The sequence below is a fragment of the Streptomyces sp. NPDC091416 genome (assembly GCF_044756845.1).
Lineage (GTDB): Bacteria > Actinomycetota > Actinomycetes > Streptomycetales > Streptomycetaceae > Streptomyces.
In genome coordinates, this window is the sequence record NZ_JBIVTU010000005.1 from 292,279 (window position 1) to 312,114 (window position 19,836).

19 protein-coding genes are annotated in these 19,836 nt (G+C 70.4%); 13 read left to right on the plus strand and 6 right to left on the minus strand.

Features of this window, described 5'->3' with window-relative positions; all coding sequences use genetic code 11:
- Positions 1–66: 66 nt before the first annotated feature.
- From ACIQMX_RS17520 to ACIQMX_RS17535, 4 genes are all read right to left on the minus strand, one after another.
- The gene (locus ACIQMX_RS17520) at positions 67–1,503 is read right to left on the minus strand and encodes an exo-alpha-sialidase (protein ID WP_402478897.1); all 1,437 of its coding nucleotides are present in this window, start codon (positions 1,501–1,503) and stop codon (positions 67–69) included.
- A 67-nt stretch (positions 1,504–1,570) separates the two neighbouring features.
- Positions 1,571–2,854: a GDSL-type esterase/lipase family protein gene (locus tag ACIQMX_RS17525; RefSeq protein ID WP_363067124.1), complete on the minus strand. Its 1,284-nt coding sequence runs from the start codon at positions 2,852–2,854 to the stop codon at positions 1,571–1,573.
- A 30-nt stretch (positions 2,855–2,884) separates the two neighbouring features.
- Entirely contained in the window at positions 2,885–3,886 is a 1,002-nt protein-coding gene (locus ACIQMX_RS17530) for an acetylxylan esterase (RefSeq protein WP_402479420.1), read from the minus strand.
- A gap of 172 nt (positions 3,887–4,058) precedes the next feature.
- Positions 4,059–4,778, minus strand: a complete 720-nt coding sequence (locus ACIQMX_RS17535) for a FadR/GntR family transcriptional regulator (RefSeq protein ID WP_402478900.1) — start codon at positions 4,776–4,778, stop codon at positions 4,059–4,061.
- A gap of 170 nt (positions 4,779–4,948) precedes the next feature.
- Here ACIQMX_RS17535 and ACIQMX_RS17540 point away from each other — a divergent pair, with 170 nt between their 5' ends.
- From ACIQMX_RS17540 to ACIQMX_RS17560, 5 genes are all read left to right on the plus strand, one after another.
- The gene (locus ACIQMX_RS17540; RefSeq protein ID WP_402478902.1) at positions 4,949–6,544 is read left to right on the plus strand and encodes an ABC transporter substrate-binding protein; all 1,596 of its coding nucleotides are present in this window, start codon (positions 4,949–4,951) and stop codon (positions 6,542–6,544) included.
- 215 nt (positions 6,545–6,759) lie between these two features.
- On the plus strand, positions 6,760–7,710 hold the full coding sequence (locus tag ACIQMX_RS17545; RefSeq protein ID WP_402478905.1) for an ABC transporter permease: 951 nt from the start codon (positions 6,760–6,762) through the stop codon (positions 7,708–7,710).
- A gap of 1 nt (position 7,711) precedes the next feature.
- Positions 7,712–9,685 (plus strand): dipeptide/oligopeptide/nickel ABC transporter permease/ATP-binding protein, encoded by a 1,974-nt coding sequence (locus tag ACIQMX_RS17550; protein ID WP_402478908.1) that lies wholly within the window; start codon positions 7,712–7,714, stop codon positions 9,683–9,685.
- On the plus strand, positions 9,682–10,689 hold the full coding sequence (locus ACIQMX_RS17555) for an ABC transporter ATP-binding protein (RefSeq protein WP_363067130.1): 1,008 nt from the start codon (positions 9,682–9,684) through the stop codon (positions 10,687–10,689). Before ACIQMX_RS17550 ends, ACIQMX_RS17555 begins: the two co-directional genes overlap by 4 nt.
- Entirely contained in the window at positions 10,686–11,621 is a 936-nt protein-coding gene (locus ACIQMX_RS17560; protein WP_402478911.1) for a dihydrodipicolinate synthase family protein, read from the plus strand. The genes ACIQMX_RS17555 and ACIQMX_RS17560 overlap by 4 nt, the downstream gene beginning before the upstream one ends.
- Before the next feature lie 73 nt (positions 11,622–11,694).
- Here the strand turns inward: ACIQMX_RS17560 and ACIQMX_RS17565 are convergent, their stop codons facing one another.
- Positions 11,695–12,597, minus strand: coding sequence for a chaplin family protein (locus ACIQMX_RS17565; protein WP_363067218.1), 903 nt, complete (start codon positions 12,595–12,597; stop codon positions 11,695–11,697).
- A 382-nt stretch (positions 12,598–12,979) separates the two neighbouring features.
- On the opposite strand from ACIQMX_RS17565, the gene ACIQMX_RS17570 reads away from it, so the two are divergent.
- The 6 genes from ACIQMX_RS17570 (at position 12,980) to ACIQMX_RS17595 (ending at position 16,206) form a co-directional block, all read left to right on the plus strand.
- A complete protein-coding gene (locus tag ACIQMX_RS17570; RefSeq protein WP_148016803.1) occupies positions 12,980–13,381 on the plus strand; it encodes a rodlin in 402 nt (133 codons plus the stop codon).
- A 293-nt stretch (positions 13,382–13,674) separates the two neighbouring features.
- Positions 13,675–13,908 (plus strand): chaplin, encoded by a 234-nt coding sequence (locus ACIQMX_RS17575; protein WP_363067132.1) that lies wholly within the window; start codon positions 13,675–13,677, stop codon positions 13,906–13,908.
- A gap of 442 nt (positions 13,909–14,350) precedes the next feature.
- On the plus strand, positions 14,351–14,641 hold the full coding sequence (locus ACIQMX_RS17580; protein ID WP_363067133.1) for a hypothetical protein: 291 nt from the start codon (positions 14,351–14,353) through the stop codon (positions 14,639–14,641).
- A 188-nt stretch (positions 14,642–14,829) separates the two neighbouring features.
- Positions 14,830–15,240 carry a rodlin gene (locus tag ACIQMX_RS17585; RefSeq protein WP_363067134.1) on the plus strand — a complete coding sequence of 137 codons (411 nt, stop codon included), beginning with the start codon at positions 14,830–14,832 and terminating at the stop codon, positions 15,238–15,240.
- Between the two features lie 252 nt (positions 15,241–15,492).
- Entirely contained in the window at positions 15,493–15,687 is a 195-nt protein-coding gene (locus ACIQMX_RS17590) for a hypothetical protein (protein ID WP_402478916.1), read from the plus strand.
- A gap of 108 nt (positions 15,688–15,795) precedes the next feature.
- Entirely contained in the window at positions 15,796–16,206 is a 411-nt protein-coding gene (locus ACIQMX_RS17595) for a rodlin (RefSeq protein ID WP_363067136.1), read from the plus strand.
- 124 nt (positions 16,207–16,330) lie between these two features.
- Here ACIQMX_RS17595 and ACIQMX_RS17600 read toward each other — a convergent pair whose 3' ends face one another.
- Positions 16,331–16,831 (minus strand): DUF5949 family protein, encoded by a 501-nt coding sequence (locus tag ACIQMX_RS17600; RefSeq protein ID WP_363067137.1) that lies wholly within the window; start codon positions 16,829–16,831, stop codon positions 16,331–16,333.
- A 377-nt stretch (positions 16,832–17,208) separates the two neighbouring features.
- On the opposite strand from ACIQMX_RS17600, the gene rsgA reads away from it, so the two are divergent.
- On the plus strand, positions 17,209–18,396 hold the full coding sequence (rsgA, locus tag ACIQMX_RS17605) for a ribosome small subunit-dependent GTPase A (RefSeq protein WP_363067138.1): 1,188 nt from the start codon (positions 17,209–17,211) through the stop codon (positions 18,394–18,396).
- A 71-nt stretch (positions 18,397–18,467) separates the two neighbouring features.
- Positions 18,468–19,835 (plus strand): bifunctional transcriptional activator/DNA repair enzyme AdaA, encoded by a 1,368-nt coding sequence (locus ACIQMX_RS17610; protein WP_402479422.1) that lies wholly within the window; start codon positions 18,468–18,470, stop codon positions 19,833–19,835.
- Position 19,836: the final 1 nt, after the last annotated feature.

A 19,836-nucleotide genomic window follows, 5' to 3' on the forward strand; every position in this document is an offset into this window, starting at 1 on the left:
TTGAACGGGGCGCCGCAACCCGCGTCCAACCGCCACGGGGCGGCCGGACGCGGGGCAGCCGGCCGGCTACGGCGTGACGGCCACCGTCGCGCTGCCCGAGGCCTGCTTGTCCTGGGCCCGGTAGGTGGCGGTGAGCACCGCGTTCCCCGACGCACCCGCGGGCACCGTCACCGGGACCTTGACGTTGGCGCCCTCACCCGGCCGCAACGCGGGGATCGCGGTCCGCGTGGCCGTCCAGCCGCTGGGCACGGTCAGGTCGACGGTGCCCGCGCCGCGGGTCACGTCCATCCGGTTGACGACCCGGACCGTCACCACGGCGCTCGTGCCGGCCCTGAGCGTGGCCGGCGGGGTGATCGTGATGTCGGCGCAGGTGCCGCCGAGCCACTTCAGGTCGAACGAGGAGTACGTGATGTGCTCGTAGTTGCCCCGTTCGTACAGCAGTCCGAGCCGGCCGTCGGGCAGCCGGGTCAGCGTCGAGTAGGCCGCGGCGCCCGCGTCGACCACCTTCTTGATCGGCCAGGTCTTCCCGTTGTCGCAGGACATCTTGACCGTGAGGTTCTTGCGCGAGGTGGCGTCCGTGTTGCTGAACAGCAGCCAGGAGGACTGCGGGTTCGACGCCGCGGCATCGGGGGCGTACCGCATGACCGAGCCGTTGTTCGCCGGGTCCGGGAGCTCGGTGTCCTGGACGAACGGGGTGTAGGTGGACCCGCCGTCCGTGGAGTACGCGATCGTCCGGTAGGGCGCCGAGCGGTTGTTGAGCATGATGGTGCCGTCGTTGAGCTCGACGGTCTTGTTCTCGTCGCCGCCCGGCCCGACCGGGGTGCCCATCCGCCAGGTCGCGCCGTGGTCGTCGCTGTAGGCGCTGACCGCGTAGTTGGCCCCGTTGTTCCGGATGGCGTACTGCTGGATCAGCCGGCCCTTGTACGCGCCGTTGCGTACGTGGATGCCTTCGCCGGACGAGGCGAACATCCCGCCCCAGGCCGGGTTCTTGATCTGCTGGGTGATCCGGCGGTGGGTCCAGGTGAGCCCGTCGTCGTCGGAGTAGCTGTAGTCCGCCTGCAGGACGTTCGGGTCGGACTCGTCGTTGCCGGTGGCCGAGCCGAAGAAGCCCTGGTTCACCCCGGCCGCGTAGAACAGGAAGACGCGGCCGGTCGTCCGGTCGACGAGCAGGCTCGGGTCCCCGTAGCCCTGGGGCGCGGCGTCCTTGCGCACCACCTGCTGCGCCTGCCAGGTCGTACCGCCGTCGGTGCTGCGCCGCAGCATGATGCCGATGTTGGACGGCAGGTCGCCGAGCGTCGGGCGGGCGTCGTACGCGGCCAGCAGGGTGCCCTTGACCGAGGTGGTCAGGGCCGGGATCCGGTAGTAGGGCGAACCCACGCCGTTGACGGTCAGGTCCTGGGAGGTGAGCGTGCCGGGGGCGGGCGACGCGGCCTGGGCGGTGCCCGTCGTGGTGGCCACCAGCAGGGCGGCGCCGAGCAGGGCGAACGGGACTGTTCTCTTCATGGACGATCTCTCTTCTCGGAAGGGGTGGGGCTTCTCGAAGGGTGGGAGACGGAGGACGTGCGCCCGGTTACGGGACGTTCAGGGAGCAGACCGCGCTGCTCGCGTCGAAGATCCGCAGATCCTTGATCATCCTGAGCGCGACGCGGTGGTGGCCGCGCTCGTTGGGGTGGAGTCCGTCGCTGAGCAGGGACAGCGGGACCTGGCCGCCGCCGCCGTCCGTCCAGTCGTTGTAGTGGTCGACGAAGACGGCCTTCTCCTGCGCCGCGACCTCGCCCATGACCTGCGCGTACTGCGAGAGGTTCACCCGGCCCGGCCACTTCGCCGGATCCACCGGATTGGGCGACTGGAGCACCGGCACCGGGGAGCCCGGCAGAGCGCGTACGGAGCGCACGAGCGAGACGAGGTTGGCCCGGTGGGCGTCGAGGCCGAGTCCGGCCGTCGCGATGTCGTTCGTGCCGATCATGATCGAGACGACGTGCGGCGAGAAGGCGGTGACCCGCTCGCCGAACCGCGCCACGAGCTCGGCGCTGGTCGCGCCGCTCACCCCGGAATCGATCATGAAATCTCGGTTCTTCGGCTTGCCCAGCTCCCAGCGCACCCGCTCCATCCAGTGCTCCGGGTAGCTGCGCCACCCATGGGTGTGCAGCGCGCCGTGCGTGATGCTGTCACCGGTGATGACCCAGGTGGCCGGGGTGTCGCTGTTGAGGATCGTGGAGATCCGGCCCAGGTCCGCCAGATCGGGGCGGGGGCACTGCGCGACCAGTTCGGACTCGCTCAGCACCCGGTCCCAGACGGCGGCCCGCTCGATGGTGCCGGTGCAGAACCACTCGCCGCCGGGGTGGTCGCTGTCGGTGTTGCGCCCCAGCGCGAGGGCGCTCAGCCGGGAAACGCTCCCGAAGAAGGAGTGCCGCGCCGTCTCGAACACGGTGCGCCCGCCGGCGGACAGCCGGGTGCCCGACGCGTCGACGGTGACGGCGACGGTGTGGCTCAGCCCGTCGTCGTAACGTGTCCTGGTCATGACATTGATGAGGACCGAGCCCTTCTCGCGCACGGAGAACTGAAGGGCGCCGCCGCTCAGGTTCAGCGTGATGTTGGAGGAGGGGGCGGTGGGATCCGAGGCGCTGAGCAGCGTCATCGCCTGGTTGTGGCTCGTGGTGCGGAAGGTGACGACGATGGTTCCCGTGGCGAGCGGGGCGAGTGTGCCGGTCTGGTTCGACAGATCGACGTACTCGGTGCCGTCCAGGTCCACGGGGGTGTCGTGGTCGAGGACCGGGCCGCTGCCCGGCTCGGCGGCGAAGGCGCGGCCGCCGAGCCGGGTTCCCAGGGCTGCCGCGCCTGTGGCGAAAAGCATGGATCGTCTGCGCACGGAAGGTGCCTCCGGTCAGGAGTGGCCGGCCTGCCCCGACGGCAGGCCTGCGAACAGGGAGGCCACCCAGGCCAGTTGCTCCCGCTGCTGGTACTCCGCGCCGCCCTCGTGCCCGTTGAACGCGTAGATCCGCACGTCCTTCGGTCCGGCGTAGCCGTTGTAGGCGCTGAAGCAGGTGGAGGGCGGGCAGATGTCGTCCATCATCGCGATGGAGAACAGTGCGGGGGCCGTGGCCCGGGTGGCGAGCAGTGCGGCGTCGAAGTACGACAGGGTGGAGAAGACCGATTCGGTCCGGTCGCGGTGGAGTCTGAGGTACTCGGCGATCTCGGTGAACGGCGGCCGCCCCGCAATCTCGGCCCCGCGGCGGAAGTCGCAGAGGAACGGAACGTCCGGCATCACCCCCGCCAGCCCGGGAACGAGCCCCGAGACGGCCAGCGCGATCCCGCCGCCCTGGCTGACGCCGGTCACCACGATCCGCTCCGGATCGATCTCGGGACGGGCGCGCACCGCGTCGACACAGCGCACCGCGTCGGTGAACAGCCGCCGGTAGTAGTACGTTTCGGGGCTCTCGATGCCCCGGGTGAGGAAGCCGGGTACGACTCCGGCCGCGCCGCCGTCCGGATCGGCGGTGTCGCCGCCCGCGGCCGACCAGCCCTGGCCGCGGGTGTCCATCAGCAGATGGGCGTAACCGGCCGACGCCCAGAGCAGGTTCTCGTGCGCCAGGCCCCGTCCGCGGCCGTAGCCCAGGAACTCCACGACGCAGCCGAGTGGTTCGCTCGCCCCGGCCGGCATCCGCAGCCAGCCGCGCACCGGCTGCCCGGCGAAGCCGGGGACCGTCACGTCGTACGTACGGACCTGGGTCAGCCCCGTCTCCACCGCCGTGAACGCGGGCTTGTCCGCCGCGCAGGACCGGGCCTCGTCCAGGGTCCGCGACCAGAAGGCGTCGAGGTCCGCCGGAACGGGAAGCGTCGGCCGGTAGTCGCGGCAGTCCGCGAGCGAGAGGTCCGTGAACGGCATGGAGGTGCCCTCCTGGGGCGCGGCGGGAAGTGCGAGGTGCGGGTTCGGACCGGTCATCAGACGGATGACGTCAGATGTCCTGTCGGCACACGGACCCTAGGCACCCACCGAGGCGGGCGTCAAGAGTCCGTCGGGCCGGCCGCACCGGCTCAGGAGGATGCGGGCGGGCGGCTCAGCTCCGGGCCCGGGCCTCGGAGATCCGGCGCCTGACCGGGGCGTAGTGCTCACCGAGCGCCTTGACGAACCCGTCGATGTCGCCGGCCCGGGCGGCGTCCACGATGGCCTGGTGGGCGGCGATCGTCTCCGTCTCGTCGCTGTGCGTGAAGCCGTCCAGGTGCGGCGCGACGATCGCGTACACGTCCCAGAACGCCATCGAGAGCTGGCCGATCAGATCGTTGCCGAGCGGGGCGACGAGCAGGGCGTGGAAGGCGCGGTCGGCGGCGACGAAGCCGTGTCCGTCCTGGGCCCCGGTCGCCCGCATCGTGGCCACCAGGCCGTCCAGGGAGTCCAGCTGTTCCGGGGTGAGCAGCGAGACGATCCGGTCGGCCCGTCCGCGCTCGAAGAGCTCGCGGACGTCGACCAGGTCGGACATCACCTGGAAGTCGTCGTCGGGCGAGAGCAGCCCGCGGAACGTGAGGCTCTCCACCAGGGCGGACAGGCTCAGCCGGCCGACGTAGGTGCCGTGCCCGTGCCGGACCTCGACGATGTCCAGCGCGTTGAGGATCTTGACGGCCTCGCGGACGCTGGAGCGGCTGGCGCCGAGTGCCTCGCAGAGGGCGGGCTCCGTGGGCAGCGGGTCTCCGGGGCGAAGCCTCTTCTCGAGGATGTACCGCTTGATCCCGTCGACGACTTCCTGCCGGAGCAGTTGTCGCCCGGGCCTCGTTCCGGACATATGTGAACTCCCCACCTCTTGACCCCCATCGATTGTCAAGCTACGTTCCCACGCTATCAAGGCATCAGACATCTGACGTCTGATGCATAAGGTTCCGCGGTCCCTCGTGAACCCCTGTCGGACCCACCGTGCCTACCCCTGACGCCCCACCTCAAGTCCCTGGAGGACCCGTGCCCGAGCTGAGATCAGCCGGTGTCGAGCGCCGCACCTTCCTGCGTTTCACCAGTGCCGTCGGTGCCGCGGCCGCCATCACGGCGGGCCTTTCCGCGTGCGGCGGACCGTCCTCGACCTCCAATGGCTCGACGGGAGAGGGCGGCGACACCGGTCTCATCGAGGCCGGCATGTCCTACCCGCTGTCGACGGGCTTCGACCCGATGATCACTTCGGGTGCGACGCCGTACGCCGCCAATATGCACATCTTCGAGGGGCTGGTGGATCTCGATCCGGCAACACTCGTGGCCCGGCCCGCGCTCGCCACCGAGATGCCGAAGAAGATCAACGCGACCACCTACCGCGCCACGCTGCGCAAGGGCGCGACCTTCCACGACGGCTCGGCCGTCACCGCCGACGACGTCGTGTTCAGCTTCGAACGCATCCTCGACCCGAAGAATGCCTCCCTGATGGCACAGTTCGTGCCCTTCATCGACACCGTCAAGGCCGTCGACGCCTCCACGGTCGAGTTCAAGCTCACGTACCCCTTCGCGCTCTTCCCGTCCCGCATCGCCGTGGCCCGGATCGTGCCGAAGAAGATCGTCGAGGCGGACGTCAAGGCCTTCGACGCCAAGCCCGTCGGCTCGGGTCCGTACAAGTTCGTCTCGGCGACCCGCGAGGACAAGATCGTCTTCGAGAAGTTCGACCAGTACAACGGCGCGCACCCCGCCAAGGCCAAGAAGATGATCTGGCGCCTCATATCGGACCAGTCGGCCCGCGTCAGCGCCATGCAGTCCGGCCGTGTCCAGGCCATCGAGGACGTCCCGTACATCGACGTGAAGGGGCTCTCCGCCTCGGCGAAGACCGAGTCCGTGCAGTCCTTCGGCCTGCTCTTCCTGATGTTCAACACCGCCGACAAGCGGTTCGCCGACAAGCGGGTCCGGCAGGCCCTGCACTACGCGCTGGACACCGAGAAGATCATCAAGACCGCCATGGTCGGCAACGCCACGGCCGCCACGGGCTACGTCCCCACCACGCACCCCGACTACCACGAGGCCGCCACCGTCTACACGCACGACGTGGCCAAGGCGAAGAAGCTGCTCGCCGAAGCAGGGGTGAAGGACCTCAAGTTCACCGTCCTGACCACGGACACGGGCTGGGTCAAGGACATCGCCCCGCTGATCAAGGAGAGCTGGGCCGCGGCCGGTATCGAGGCCACCCTCGGCATCGCCCAGTCCGCCGCCCAGTACGCCAAGGTCGACAGCGGTGACTTCGAGGTACTCGTCGCCCCCGGCGACCCCTCGGTCTTCGGCAACGACGTGGACCTGCTGATGCGCTGGTTCTACTACGGCTTCTGGCCGGAGAACCGCTACGGCTGGTCGAAGACCGCAGAGTACAAGAAGGTCAAGCAGCTCCTCGACAAGGCGGCCCAGGCCGGTGACGAGGCGACCCGCAAGCAGCTGTGGGGCCAGATCACCGACATCGTCGCCGACGAGGTCCCGCTCTACCCGGTCCTGCACCGCAAGCTGCCCACCGCCTGGAACGAGAAGGGCCTGACCGGCTTCAAGCCGCTGCCGACCACCGGCCTCTCGTTCCTGGACGTCGCCCGCGCCTGACCGCACGCCCGCCGGGTGGTACCCACGCACCACCCGGCACCCGCCTCCTCCCGTCCGGACCGCCACGGGCCGACCCGACCCGGACCGTTCCGTTCCGTTCCGGACGAGAGGCCACCCGCCGGCGCCGTCCCAGAGCGCCCGACAACCCGGTCCGGGACACCGAGCACCCCCGGTGTCCCGGACCGGACTACCGCCCAACCGCAAGGAACCCGACGATGGTTGCTTTTCTCCGGCTCGCGCTGCGCCGCGTCGCGATGATGCCGGTGATGATCCTCGGTATCGCGTTGCTCGTCTTCGTGGTGCTGCAGTTCTCGCCGGTCGACCCGGCCTACAACGCGCTCGGGGAGAGCGCGAGCCCCGAGGCCCGGGAGGCCTTCGCCGAGGCCAACGGGCTCAACGACCCGCTGCCCGTCCGCTACTTCCACTTCCTCGGCCAGCTGATCCACTTCGATCTCGGCTCGACGGTCCCGCCGAGCCAGCCCGTGATCGACCGGATCACCGCCGCCTTCCCGCTCACCCTCCAGCTCACCGTCCTCGGGCTCGTCATCGCCATCGTCCTCGCCGTCCTCGGCGGCGTCCTGGGCGCGATGTACCGCGACCGCTGGCCCGACCAGCTCTTCCGGGTCCTGTCCATGGCCGGGGTCGCCATCCCGTCCTTCTGGCTCGGCGTCCTGCTCATCCAGCAGTTCGCCCTGAACACCCAGCTCTTCCCGACCGGCGGATACACCAACATCGCCGACTCGTTCGGCGGATGGCTCGAAACGATGATCCTTCCCGCCGTCTCGCTCGCCGTGCCGGTCGCGGCCTCGCTCGCCCGCCTGATCCGCACCGCGATGGTCACCGAACTGGACCGGGACTACGTCCGCACCGCCCAGGGCAACGGCCTGCCGGTCCTCCTGGTCATCCGCTCCGTGCTGCGCAACGCGCTCGTCACCCCGCTCACCGTGCTCGGCGTCAAGGTCGGCTACCTGCTCAGCGGCGCCGTCGTCATCGAAGCGATCTTCGACCTGCCCGGCATGGGCAAACTCATCCTCGAAGGTGTCACCGGAGGCGACATCGCCCTGGTCCAGGGCACCGTACTGACCATCGCCATCGCGTTCCTGGTGGTCAACGTCATCGTCGACCTGCTCTACCTGCTGGTCAATCCGCGCATCAGGACGGTGTGACATGTTCGCCACGGGCCGTCTGGCCAAGAAGCTCTCCCGACCGGGCGTCGCCTTCCGCGCCCTCCCGGTAACCTCCCGCGTCGCCCTCGGCGTCCTGATCGTCGTCCTCCTCGGCGCCGTACTCGCCCCCCTGCTCACCCAGGACCCCCTGACCACGGGCACCCCCGTCCAGGCCCCGAGCGGTGAGCACTGGTTCGGCACCGACCGGGCAGGACGCGACGTGTTCGCCCGCGTCCTGCACGGCTCGCGCTACTCGCTGGTCATCGGCCTCGGCGCGACCGCCTGCGCCCTGGTCGCGGGAGCCCTGCTCGGTTCCTTCGCCGCCACCTCGCGCAAGCTCGGCGACGAGTCCGTCATGCGCACCCTCGACGTCGTCATGTCGTTCCCGCCGATCGCGCTCGCGGCCGTCCTGGTCGCCGTGTTCGGCACCAGCATTCCGGTGATCATCTTCACGATCGCCTTCGTGTACACCCCGTCGCTGGCCCGGGTGGTCCGCGCCAACGTCCTCTCCCAGTACGGCGAGGACTACGTCGCAGCGGAGAAGGTCGTCGGTGCCCGGCGCGGCTACATCGTGCTCCGCCACGTCGCCGTCAACTGCATGGCCCCGGTCATGGTCTTCGCGACCGTCATGGTCGCCGAGGCCATCATCTTCGAGGCCAGCCTCTCCTTCATCGGCGCCGGCGTACAGGACCCCGACCCCAGCTGGGGCAGCGTCCTCGCCTACGGCCGCCAGATCCTCCTGGCCGGCGGCTGGTGGGCCACCTTCTTCCCCGGCCTGGCCCTGCTGATCACCGTCCTCGCACTCAACATCCTCTCCGAGGGCCTCACCGACGCCTCCGCGGCGCCCAGGAGCGCCCGCGCCGCCGTGGACCCCACCGCCACCACCGCACCGGACCCGGTCGAGGCCGCCGCCACCGTCGACATCGACGCCGCCCTCGCCGAGCTGGCCCGGCACATCAACGCCACCGAGCCCACCATCACGCCGGTCCGCGCCGACGCCGACGAACTCCTCGTCGTCCGCGACCTGGCGATCCGCTTCCCGGACCGCTACGGCGAGATCCCCGTCGTCGACAAGCTGAACTTCACCGTCCACGAGGGCGAGACCCTCGGTCTGGTCGGCGAGTCCGGCTGCGGCAAGTCCATCACCAGCCTCGCCGTCATGGGCCTCCTCGCCCGCAACGCCGAGGTCAGCGGCGAGATCCTCTACCGAGGCCGGGACCTGCTGAAGCTCCCGCCCAAGGAACGCCGCGCCCTGATGGGCCCCGAGATCGCGATGGTCTACCAGGACGCGCTCTCCTCCCTCAACCCCTCCGTGCTCGTCGGCACCCAGCTCAGGCAGCTGACCTCGCGCGGCGGCACGAAGACGCCCGCCGAACTCCTGGAGCTCGTCGGCCTCTCGCCCGAGCGGACCCTGCGCAGCTACCCGCACGAGCTGTCCGGCGGCCAGCGCCAGCGCGTGCTCATCGCCATGGCCCTGTCCCGCAGCCCGCGCCTCCTGATCGCGGACGAGCCGACCACCGCCCTCGACGTCACCGTCCAGGCCCAGGTCGTCGAACTCCTCATCCGGCTCCGCGACGAGCTCGGCTTCGCCATGGTGCTGGTCTCCCACGACCTCGCCCTCGTCGGCGACCTCTCCCACCGGGTCGCCGTCATGTACGCGGGACGGCTCGCCGAGGTCGGCGACACCCGGTCGGTCCTCACCGACCCCGCCCACCACTACAGCCGCGGACTCCTCGGCTCGGTGGTCTCCCTGGAGGCCGGCGCCGAGCGGCTCCACCAGATCCGCGGCGTCGTGCCCGCACCGCAGGGCTTCGGCGCGGGATGCCGCTTCGCCGGCCGCTGCGGCGCGGCGACCGACCTCTGCCGCACCACCACCCCCGCACTCACCGGGCGCGGCGCCGCGAAGGACCACGGCTTCGCCTGCCACCACCCGGCCGAGGCCGCCGCGAAGAAGCTGGAAGGGAGCGCCCTGTGATCAGGCTCAACGGCGTTCACGTACGCCACAAAGCACGCAGCGGAGGTCTCTTCAGCCGCGATGCCGTCCACGCGCTGACGGACGCCACGCTGGAGGTCGGGCGCGGCGAGATCGTCGGCCTGGTCGGCGAGTCGGGCTGCGGCAAGTCGACGATGGCGCGGGTGCTGACCGGACTGCAGAAGCCCACCGAGGGAGAGGTCCTCTTCCACGGCCGCGACCTGTGGGAGATGTCGGGCGCCGAGCGCAGAGGCGACTTCGGCTCCGCCGTCGGCGTTGTCTTCCAGGACCCGTCCACCGCGCTCAACCCCCGGCTCACGGTCGAGCAGATCCTGCGCGACCCGCTCGATGTCCACCGCCGGGGCACCCGTGCGGAGCGCCAGGCCCGGGTCGAGGAACTCCTCGACCTGGTCGGCCTCCCCGGACACACCCTGGCCGCGCTGCCCGGACAGCTCTCCGGCGGCCAGCGCCAGCGCGTCGCCATCGCCCGGGCCCTGGCCCTGGAACCCGAGCTGATCGTCGCCGACGAACCCACCTCCGCACTCGACGTCTCGGTCCGCGCCCAGGTCCTCAACCTCCTCGTGGACCTGCGCGAACGTCTCGGCCTCGGCATGGTGTTCATCTCGCACGACATCCAGACCGTCCGCTACCTCGCCGACCGCATCGCCGTCCTCTACCTCGGCCGCATCGTCGAGGAGGGGCGCGCCGCCGACGTCGCGGGCAGCCCCCGGCACCCGTACACCGAAGCCCTGCTCTCCGCCACGCCCAGCCTGCTGGAGAGGACGGAGCGCATCGTGCTCACCGGCCCGGTGCCCTCCGCGACCAACCCGCCGCCCGGCTGTCCCTTCAGTACCCGTTGCTGGAAGGCCGACGACGCGTGCTCCACGGTCTTCCCGGCGGAGACCTTCGGGTCCGGCGAACACCGCTGGCACTGCGTCCACCCCCAGACCCCCGCGTCCCCCACCGGGGACCCGAATCCCGTACCGTCCGCAAGGAGCACCGCATGACCGCCCGAACCCCCCGCTACTCGGGAGTGATCCCGCCCGTCGTCACCCCGCTCACCGCGGACGGCGAGCTCGACCGCCCCTCTCTCGAGCGCGTGGTGGAGCACCTCCTCGACGGCGGCGTCACGGGGCTCTTCGCCCTCGGCAGCTCCGGCGAGACCGCCTACCTGACGCCCGGTCAACAGGACGAGGTCATCAAGGTCATCGTCTCCGCGGCGGCCGGCCGGGTGCCCGTCATCGTCGGCGCCATCGAGACCACCACCAACCGCGCGATCGAACGGTCCCGGAGCGCGGCCGCGCTGGGCGCCGACGCGGTCGTCGCCACCGCGCCGTTCTACACGCGCACCAGCGACCAGGAGATCGACGGGCACTTCCGCGACATCGCCGCCGCGATCGAACTGCCGCTCCTGGCGTACGACGTACCGGTCTGCGTCCACAGCAAGCTGACCCCGGAGCTGCTCCTGCCGCTCGCCGCCGACGGCGTGCTGGCCGGTGTGAAGGACTCCAGCGGGGACGACGGCTCGTTCCGCCGGCTGGCCATCGGTGCCCACGAACTGCCGGACTTCTCCGTCCTGACCGGGCACGAGCTGGTCGTCGACGCGATGATGCTCGGTGGCGCCGACGGCTCCGTACCCGGTCTCGGCAACGTCGACCCGCACGGGTACGTACGCCTCCACCACGCCGCGGTCGCCGGTGACTGGGCGGCGGCGAAGGCCGAACAGGACCGTCTCGTCGCGCTCTTCGACATCATCCGGGCCGCCCGCCCCGGCACCGCGTCCGCCACGGCGGCCGGACTCGGCGCGTTCAAGACCGCGCTGATGCTGCGCGGGATCATCACCACCAACGTGATGAGCCCGCCGATGCGCCGGCTGGACGCCGCGGAGACGGCGGCGATCGCCGACTGCCTCGACCGCGCGGGACTCTCCCGGGCCTGACACCCGGACGTGAGAAGGTCCGGCCGGACAGCTTCGCGCTGTCCGGCCGGACCTTTTCGTGTGCGGGGCTACGTCACTTCTGCGCGGCGCGGCTGCGACGCATCAGCAGGCCACCACCGAGCACGAGGGCGGCACTGGCGCCACCCGCGATGCCCAGGTTGTCATTGGCACCGGTGTGCGCCATCTGCGGCGGCTTGTGGTGCTTGGGCGGCGTGTGGTGCCAGGTGTGGGTCGGCGGGTTGTGCGGGTGCCAGGTGTGCGTAGGCGGGTTGTGGGTCGGCGGGTTGTGCGTCGGGGGGTTGTGCGTGGGCGGGTTGTGGGTCGGGGGGTTGTGCGTGGGCGGGTTGTGGTGGTGGCTGGGAGGGCAGTTGTGGTCGTGGTGGTGCGTCGGGGGCTTCGGGGGCTTCGGCGGCTTCGGCGGGTTGTGGGGGTGCCCGGGCGTGCAGGTGCAGTCGTGGTCGTGGTGATGTGCCGGCGGCTTGTGGTGCGTCGGCGGCTTGTGGTGGGTCGGGGGCTTGTGGTGGTGCGGAGGCTTCGGGGGCTCCGGGGTGTCGACACCGCCACCGCCCGACTCGTTCTCGCACTCGTTGCCGAACGCGGGGTTCAGCGCGCCGATCACGTTGACCGTGTTGCCGCAGACGTTGACCGGAACGTCGATCGGGGCCTGGATCAGGTTGCCCGACAGCACGCCGGGGGAGTTGGCGGCAACCCCGGACGCCTCCGCACCCTGGGAGCCGCCGCCCTCGGAGTCGTCGCCCGACTCGTTCTCGCACTCGTTGCCGAACGCGGGGTTCAGCGCGCCGATCACGTTGACCGTGTTGCCGCACAGGTTGACCGGGATGTGCACGGGCACCTGCACCACGTTGCCCGAACCCACACCGGGCGAACCGATCGCGGCGCCGTCGGCCGAGGAGTCGGCGAACGCGTAGCCGCCGGAGGCGGTCAGGATGCCTGACGCCGCCGCCATGACGAGCACGCTTTTACTCAAGGCTTTTCGCATGATTGCCCTTCCTTAGGACCTAACGCGCGGGTGGTATTGACCCGCATTTCATTCATCAGGCGGTCCAGCAGCCTTCGGGCCTGCCATGTGCGCTGGGTCGGCGTCCGTCGGGCGAGCTTGACGACACCATAACGACACAAAAGCGAGTGAGAAACGTTGGGCCCGTGAGAATTCTGTAACCACTCGGACGGACTACGTATGCGTGTTCGCACGGCTTTTCGTTTTCCGTCGGCCGGGCTATTTTTCGCACGGGCGTCCGTTCGTCACAGCATTCGGGTGAATGGAGATAACCAAACGTCCGGAAGCCAGTTGGTCAGTGTGCTCCGGTACGGGGTATCCAGTACGAGAAGGGTTCATCGTGATCAAGAAGGTCCTGGCTACGGGCGCCGTCGCCGCCTCCATCCTCGGTCTCGGCGCGACGCAGGCGATGGCCATCGGCGATGCCGGCGGCACGACCTCCGTCAACGGCAACGGCGCCTCGCAGTCGTTCGGCAACGCCGAGACGCACGGTGACGGAAGCCCGCAGTTCGGCCTGGTCCAGGGCTCGCTGAACAAGCCCTGCATCGGCCTGCCGGCCAAGGCCAACGTCGGTTCGCTGATCGGCCTCATCCCGATCGCGGTCCAGGACGTCAACGTCCTGTCCTCCCCGCAGAACCAGCAGTGCACCGAGAACTCCACCCAGGCCAAGGGCGACGAGCCGCTGTCGCACATCCTGTCGGGCATCCCGGTCCTCTCCGGCAACGGTGCCGGCAACAGCTGATCAAGCTGTCAACAGGCCCGGGCCTTCGGCGTTCCCCGTCCGCAGGCCCGGGCCTGTTGCTGCCCTTCTCGGGATTCGCCCGAGAAATCAGAACCAACCGATCTCGGCGGTAACAGCACGTGACCGGAACTGCGTCATTCGGGCGGATTCAGGAGAATCTTCCCGCCGAAGAGTTTCGCTTACCGCTTGAAATCGTTACGAATTACAGCTGCGGAGTTACGAGTGATCAGGACCGCGCTCGTGCGGCACGAAAGTCGTGGCCGCTCCGGACTCCGTCGAAGAAAGGGTTGAAAGTGAAGTACACCAAGATCGCCGCCGTCGCCGCCGGAACCCTCATGGCGATGGGTGCCGCCGCTCCGGCCTTCGCCGACTCCGGCGCCGAGGGTCTGGCCGCGCACTCCCCGGGCGTGCTGTCCGGCAACCTCGTCCAGGCCCCGATCCACGTTCCGGTCAACGTCTGCGGCAACACCGTGAACGTCATCGGTCTGCTGAACCCGGCCTTCGGCAACTTCTGCGCCAACCACTGATTCGCGCACGCCGAATCCGTTCGGCACCGGTCTGCCCCGGATCGCATTCCCTGCGATCCGGGGCTTTCCTCTTTTCTGCGTTCCGTCCCGGGAGCGGCAGCCCTCCTGGAAGCGGCGGAACGGCCCGAGGCGGTCCGCCGGCCCGAGGCGCGGTGCGCCGGCGGCTGGAGGCGGACATCCGGGCGGGCGCGCGGGACGGAGTACGGACAGTGCACCACCGGGTCGTGCCCGCTGTCCCGCCTCGCACTCGAATCAGTGATGAGTAGTGCAATCTTCCGGAGTCCCGGGGAAAGCGGCCCGGAGAAAAGCGGGAACACCCAGTTGCCCGGCCGCAATCGGATCGTTACCCCAGAGAGAAAGCGGCAGAAGTCACAGCTAAAGAAGGCTGGTGCGGCGCGGGGACGCGACCGAAACGGATGCCGCTGCAGAAGGGAACCCGAAAGTGAAGTACGCGAAGACAGCTGCGTTCGTTGCCGGTTCCGTGGTTGCTCTCGGAACGGCTGCTCCCGCCTTCGCCGTTACCAACGCCACGGCCCCCAGCTTCAGCCTCGACGGCGGTGTCAACCAGGTGGTGGCCGCGGCTCCGCAGGCCGTCGACCCGGTCGTCGACACCGTCGGCGGTGCCGCCGAGGCGCTGCAGAAGGACGGCACGGTCACCAAGGTCGCCGGTCAGGCCACCGGTGCCGCTCGGGGTGCCGCCCCGCTCATGGGCGGCCTCCCGCTCGGCCGCTGACCCGTCCCCACGACGGCGGTTCCCGCCTCGTCGCGAGGCACGCACATTTCTCCGGTGCCGCGTACTCCGTGACCGCACGGATCGCGGAAACACCGTTCGGGTGAAGCGCCACAACCATTTCCGCCACCGCGAGTTGATCAGGTCGCTCCGGACAGGCGGGCAACAGAAAACCCCAGGAAGGCTTTTTCATGATCAAGAAGATTATGGCCTCGGCAGCCGTCGCTGCTTCGATCGTCGGCGTCTCCGCCGCGGCCGCCCCCTCGGCCATGGCGATCGGGAACGAAGGCGGCACCACCTCGGTCAACGGCAACGGTGCCGTTCAGTCGTACGGCAACTCCGCCACCCACGGCGACTGGAGCCCGCAGTTCGCGCTCATCCAGGGCTCGCTCAACAAGCCCTGCATCGCCCTGCCGGCCAAGGCCAACGTCGGCTCGCTGCTCGGTGCCATCCCGGTCTCGGTCCAGGACCTCAACGTCCTGTCCTCCCCGCAGAACCAGCAGTGCACCGAGAACTCCACCCAGGCCAAGGGTGACGAGGCTCTGTCGCACATCCTGTCCGGGATCCCGATCCTGTCCGGCAACGGCGTCGCCAACGACTAGTCGTTCCCGAGGCGCCCGCGGTTTCCGCGGCGCCGCGGTTCCTGGATCACCCGTGGGGCCGACCCGTCCTCGTGGCAGCCGGAATTCCGGCCGCCCGGACGTGTCGGCCCCGCTTCGTGCAAGGGCTGTCCCGCCAGGAATTGCGGGACAGCCCTCAGGCGCGGCCGGAGGCTCCTCCGAAAGGACGGGCCCGCTGGGCCGGTTGCCGTAGTGACGGCACAGGCCCCCCGCCGTACCGGGTAGAGCCCCCTCATGGACCAGTACGACAGTCAGCGACGGCGGGACCCGAACCGGTACCCGCGGAACGGCACACCGATCTACGACCGTCTCCTCGCCGAGTGGCAGGCGGCGGCCCGCGGCGACACGACACCGCGGGGCGACGCGGAGACCGGACCGTCCGACGCCTGCGGCCTCGTCCCCGGAGCGCGTACCTCCGGCGAGAGGTAACGAACTCTCGGCGGATCGAACCCGTTTGAGTGGAACCGCGGAACCGATGCCTCCGTAAGAGGTTGATCAGTACGTTCCAGAACGGAACGCTCCGAAAGGTGAAGCGTGATGAAGAAGATGATGGCCGGCGCAGCAGTGGCCGTGTCCCTGGTCGGTATCTCGGCCGCCGCGGCCCCCTCGGCCATGGCGATCGGGAACGAAGGGGGTACCACGTCGGTCAACGGCAACGGCGCCGTGGACTCGTTCGGCAACAGCGTGACCAAGGGCGACGGCAGCCCGCAGGCCCAGCTCGTCCAGGGCTCGCTGAACAAGCTCTGCGTCGGAGCGCCGGTCAAGGCCAACGTGGGTTCGCTCGTGGGCATCCTCGTGCCCGTCGCGGTCCAGGACATCGACGTCCTGTCCTCGCCGCAGAACCAGCAGTGCGCCGACAACTCCACCCAGGCCAAGGGCGACGAGCCCCTCTCGCACCTGGTGAACGGCATTCCGGTCCTCTCCGGGAACGGCATCGGCAACAACTGATCCCGGACACACACCGCGGGCGGCCCGGAAGGTCTCGGGCCGCCCGCGGTGCGTGGGTGAGGCACTCGGCGTGCGGATGCCCACCGCTCCACGGGGGCGGTGGGCATCGTCGTGCCGGGGAAGGTCAGCCCAGGCTCCGTACCGGGAGGACACAGTGGGCGGAGCTCGCGATGACCTCCGGGTCGCCCGCGAAGAGGCGCAGTTCCTCCTCGCCCACCGGGAGTCCGGGGGCTCCCTGCGGCCAGGGCCGGGTGGCGAACATCGCGTGGACCTCGCCCTGTGCGGTGGCTGCCGCCAGCCACTGGGGCGGTACGGGGTACTGCGCCTTGAAGTGAGGCAGCGTCAGGACGGCCTGGCCCGCCTGGACGAGGAGCTTCACCGGCAGGCCGGGCCTCTCGTCGGCGCGCACCGTGTCACCGCCGGCCGGGAGTCCGCAGCGGTCCAGGGCGATGCGCATGGCGGCCTCGCCGACCGCGGGTCCTTCCGAGCCGTCGCCCAGCGAGTAGGCGAGCAGGAAGGCGACGTCGTGCCCGTCGTGGGGGTGCTCGCCGCTCCAGCCGATCAGGATGAGGGTGCCCAACTGGGCCTGGGTGAACGTGCCGGGGGCTGTCTGGGGGGAGGTCATGTCCGGCACCCTAACCGTCCGCGACCGGTCGATCTCCATGCGTATCACCCGATCGAGGGAGGGCATGTGATATTCCGGCCGATGTGCCCGTTCCGGCACCCCGTTCCCGCACACCGGAACGGAGGCCCGTGATAAATCCGTTGACGCCGCCCGGCCGCCGCGGGCTATGGTGTGCAGCGTTACGGACGGCGGAGAAGACCGCCGATGCCGGGCCGTGTGTGAGACCGGAGGTGAGGACATTGATGACTGTCGCCGCGATGGGCGCTGCCCACAAGCCGAAGAGCATCGTTCCCACCCCCGTGGCCGCCGGCTGACCTTCCTCAAGAACTTCTGCGCCGCAGAGCGCACCGCCGGGGCCACCCTGTGAAGGGTTTCCCTTGTCTTTCCCGTCTTCATCCTCTTCTTCTTCCTCCCTCTCCACTCTTCAGGGCTCCTCGTCGTCGCACCCCCTGTCCGCCTACGGCTGGGACGACGACTGGGCTGCCGAGTTCGCCCCGTACGCCGAACAGGGGCTGCTGCCGGGACGCGTGGTGCGGGTCGACCGCGGGCAGTGCGACATCGTCACCCCGCGGGGCACGGTCCGCGCGGACACCGCGTTCGTCGTGCCCCGTGACCCGATGCGGATCGTCTGCACGGGCGACTGGGCGGCCGTCGACCCCGACGGTGACCCGCAGTTCGTCCGTACGCTGCTGCCGCGGCGCACGGCCTTCGTCCGCTCGACCTCGTCCAAGCGCTCCGAGGGCCAGGTACTCGCCACCAACGTCGACCACATCGCCATCTGCGTCTCCCTGGCGGTGGAGCTCGACCTGGGCCGGGTGGAGCGGTTCCTCGCCCTGGCCATGTCCAGCAGCGGCGGCGACGCGCTGCTCCGTGACGCGGCATCGGACGCGGACGGCGTCGCCGAGACCCTCGTCGTCCTGACCAAGGCCGACCTGGTCCCGGACGCCGTGACCCTGTCCCACCTCGTCCAGGACGTCGAGCGCCTCGCACCGGGCGTGCAGGTGCTGCCCGTCAGCTCCGCCACCGGTGAGGGCGTCGACGTGTTCTCCGCGATCGTCTCCGGCGGTACGAGCGTGCTGCTCGGCGCCTCCGGCGCGGGCAAGTCCACCCTCGCCAACACCCTGCTCGGGCACGACGCGATGGAGGTGCAGGCCACTCGTGACGTGGACGGCAAGGGGCGGCACACCACCACGACCCGCAACCTGCTGGTCCTGCCCTCCGGCGGCGTCCTGATCGACACCCCGGGACTGCGCGGGGTCGGCCTCTGGGACGCGGAGACGGGCGTTGGCCAGGTGTTCTCCGAGATCGAGGAGCTGGCTGCGCAGTGCCGGTTCCAGGACTGCTCCCACGCGGCCGAACCGGGCTGTGCGGTGCTGGCGGCGATCGAGGACGGAACGCTGCCCGAGCGGCGCTACGACAGCTACCTCAAGCTGCTGCGCGAGAACCAGCGCATCGTCGCCAAGACCGATGCCCGGGTACGTTCCGAGATCCGCCGGGACTGGAAGCGCAAGGGGGCCGAGGGCATGGCCAACTGGGAGGCGAAGCGCGGCCGCCGCGTGCGGTAGCCGGAGCACCCTGGTCGGCGTCCGAAAACCGCGAGTGCGGCCGGGTCCGGTGGCGCACACTGGACGGTGTGATGGACGAAGAGACCAGGTACGAGGCGGTGAGCAGCCGCGACGCGCGTTTCGACGGGGAGTTCTTCTTCGCCGTCGAGACGACCGGCATCTACTGCCGGCCGAGCTGCCCCGCCGTCACCCCCAAGCGGAAGAACGTCCGCTTCTACCCGACCGCGGCCGCCGCGCAGGGCAACGGCTTCCGGGCGTGCAGACGCTGCCGCCCGGACGCCGTGCCCGGCTCCGCGGACTGGAACGTCCGGGCGGACGTGGTCGGCCGCGCCATGCGCATGATCGGCGATGGTGTGGTGGACCGGGAAGGCGTCCCCGGGCTCGCCCACCGGCTCGGTTACAGCTCGCGGCAGGTCCAGCGCCAGCTCAACGCGGAACTGGGCGCCGGGCCCGTCGCCCTGGCCCGCGCCCAGCGCGCGCACACCGCACGGGTCCTGCTCCAGACCACCGGGCTGCCCGTCACCGAAATTGCGTTTGCGTCCGGTTTCGCCTCGGTGCGCCAGTTCAACGACACCGTCCGGCAGATCTACGCGCGCACCCCGAGCGAGCTGCGCGCCGAGGCCGGTACCGGGCTCGGCGCCCCGCCCCGGCAGGCCCGGACCACCGGCATTCCGCTGCGGCTCGCACATCGCGGCCCGTACGCCGCCCGCGAGGTCTTCGACCTGCTCGCCGCCGGGACGGTCGCCCGGATCGAGGAGGTCAGCGGTGCGCTCGGAGCCCGGACGTACCGCCGCACCCTGCGCCTGCCGCACGGTACCGGGATCGCCGCCGTGGACGAGCGGTCCGCCGGTTCCTGGCTGGAGGCCCGTATCCACCTCACGGACCTGCGTGACCTGACCACCGCCGTGCAGCGGCTGCGCCGCCTCTTCGACCTGGACGCCGACCCGTACGCCGTGGACGAGCTGCTCGGCGCCGATCCGCTGCTCGCGGCCGGGGTGGCCGCCCGGCCCGGGATGCGCTCGCCCGGGACGGCGGACCCCGAGGAGTTCGCCGTACGGGCGCTGGTGGGTCCGGCGGCCGCCGGTGAGCTCGTCGAGGCGTACGGGAAGGTCCTGGACGTGCCCTGCGGCGGGCTCACCCATGTGTTCCCCGAGCCGGGCGTCCTGGCCGGCGCGGAGTCCGGCCCGGCGCTGCGGGCGCTGGCCACCGCGCTCGCCGACGGCGCCGTACGGCTCGACGCGGGCGCCGACCGGGACGAGGCCGAACAGGCCCTTCTGCGGCTGCCCGGCATCGGTCCGGCCACCGCGAAGCTGATCCGGATGCGCGGCCTGGGTGATCCCGATGTGGACCCGTACGGGACGCCCGGCTCGGACCGGTGGCGGCCCTGGCGCTCCTACGGCGTACGCCGTGCGGAGGCCGCGGACCGGGTGCCCGCGTAAC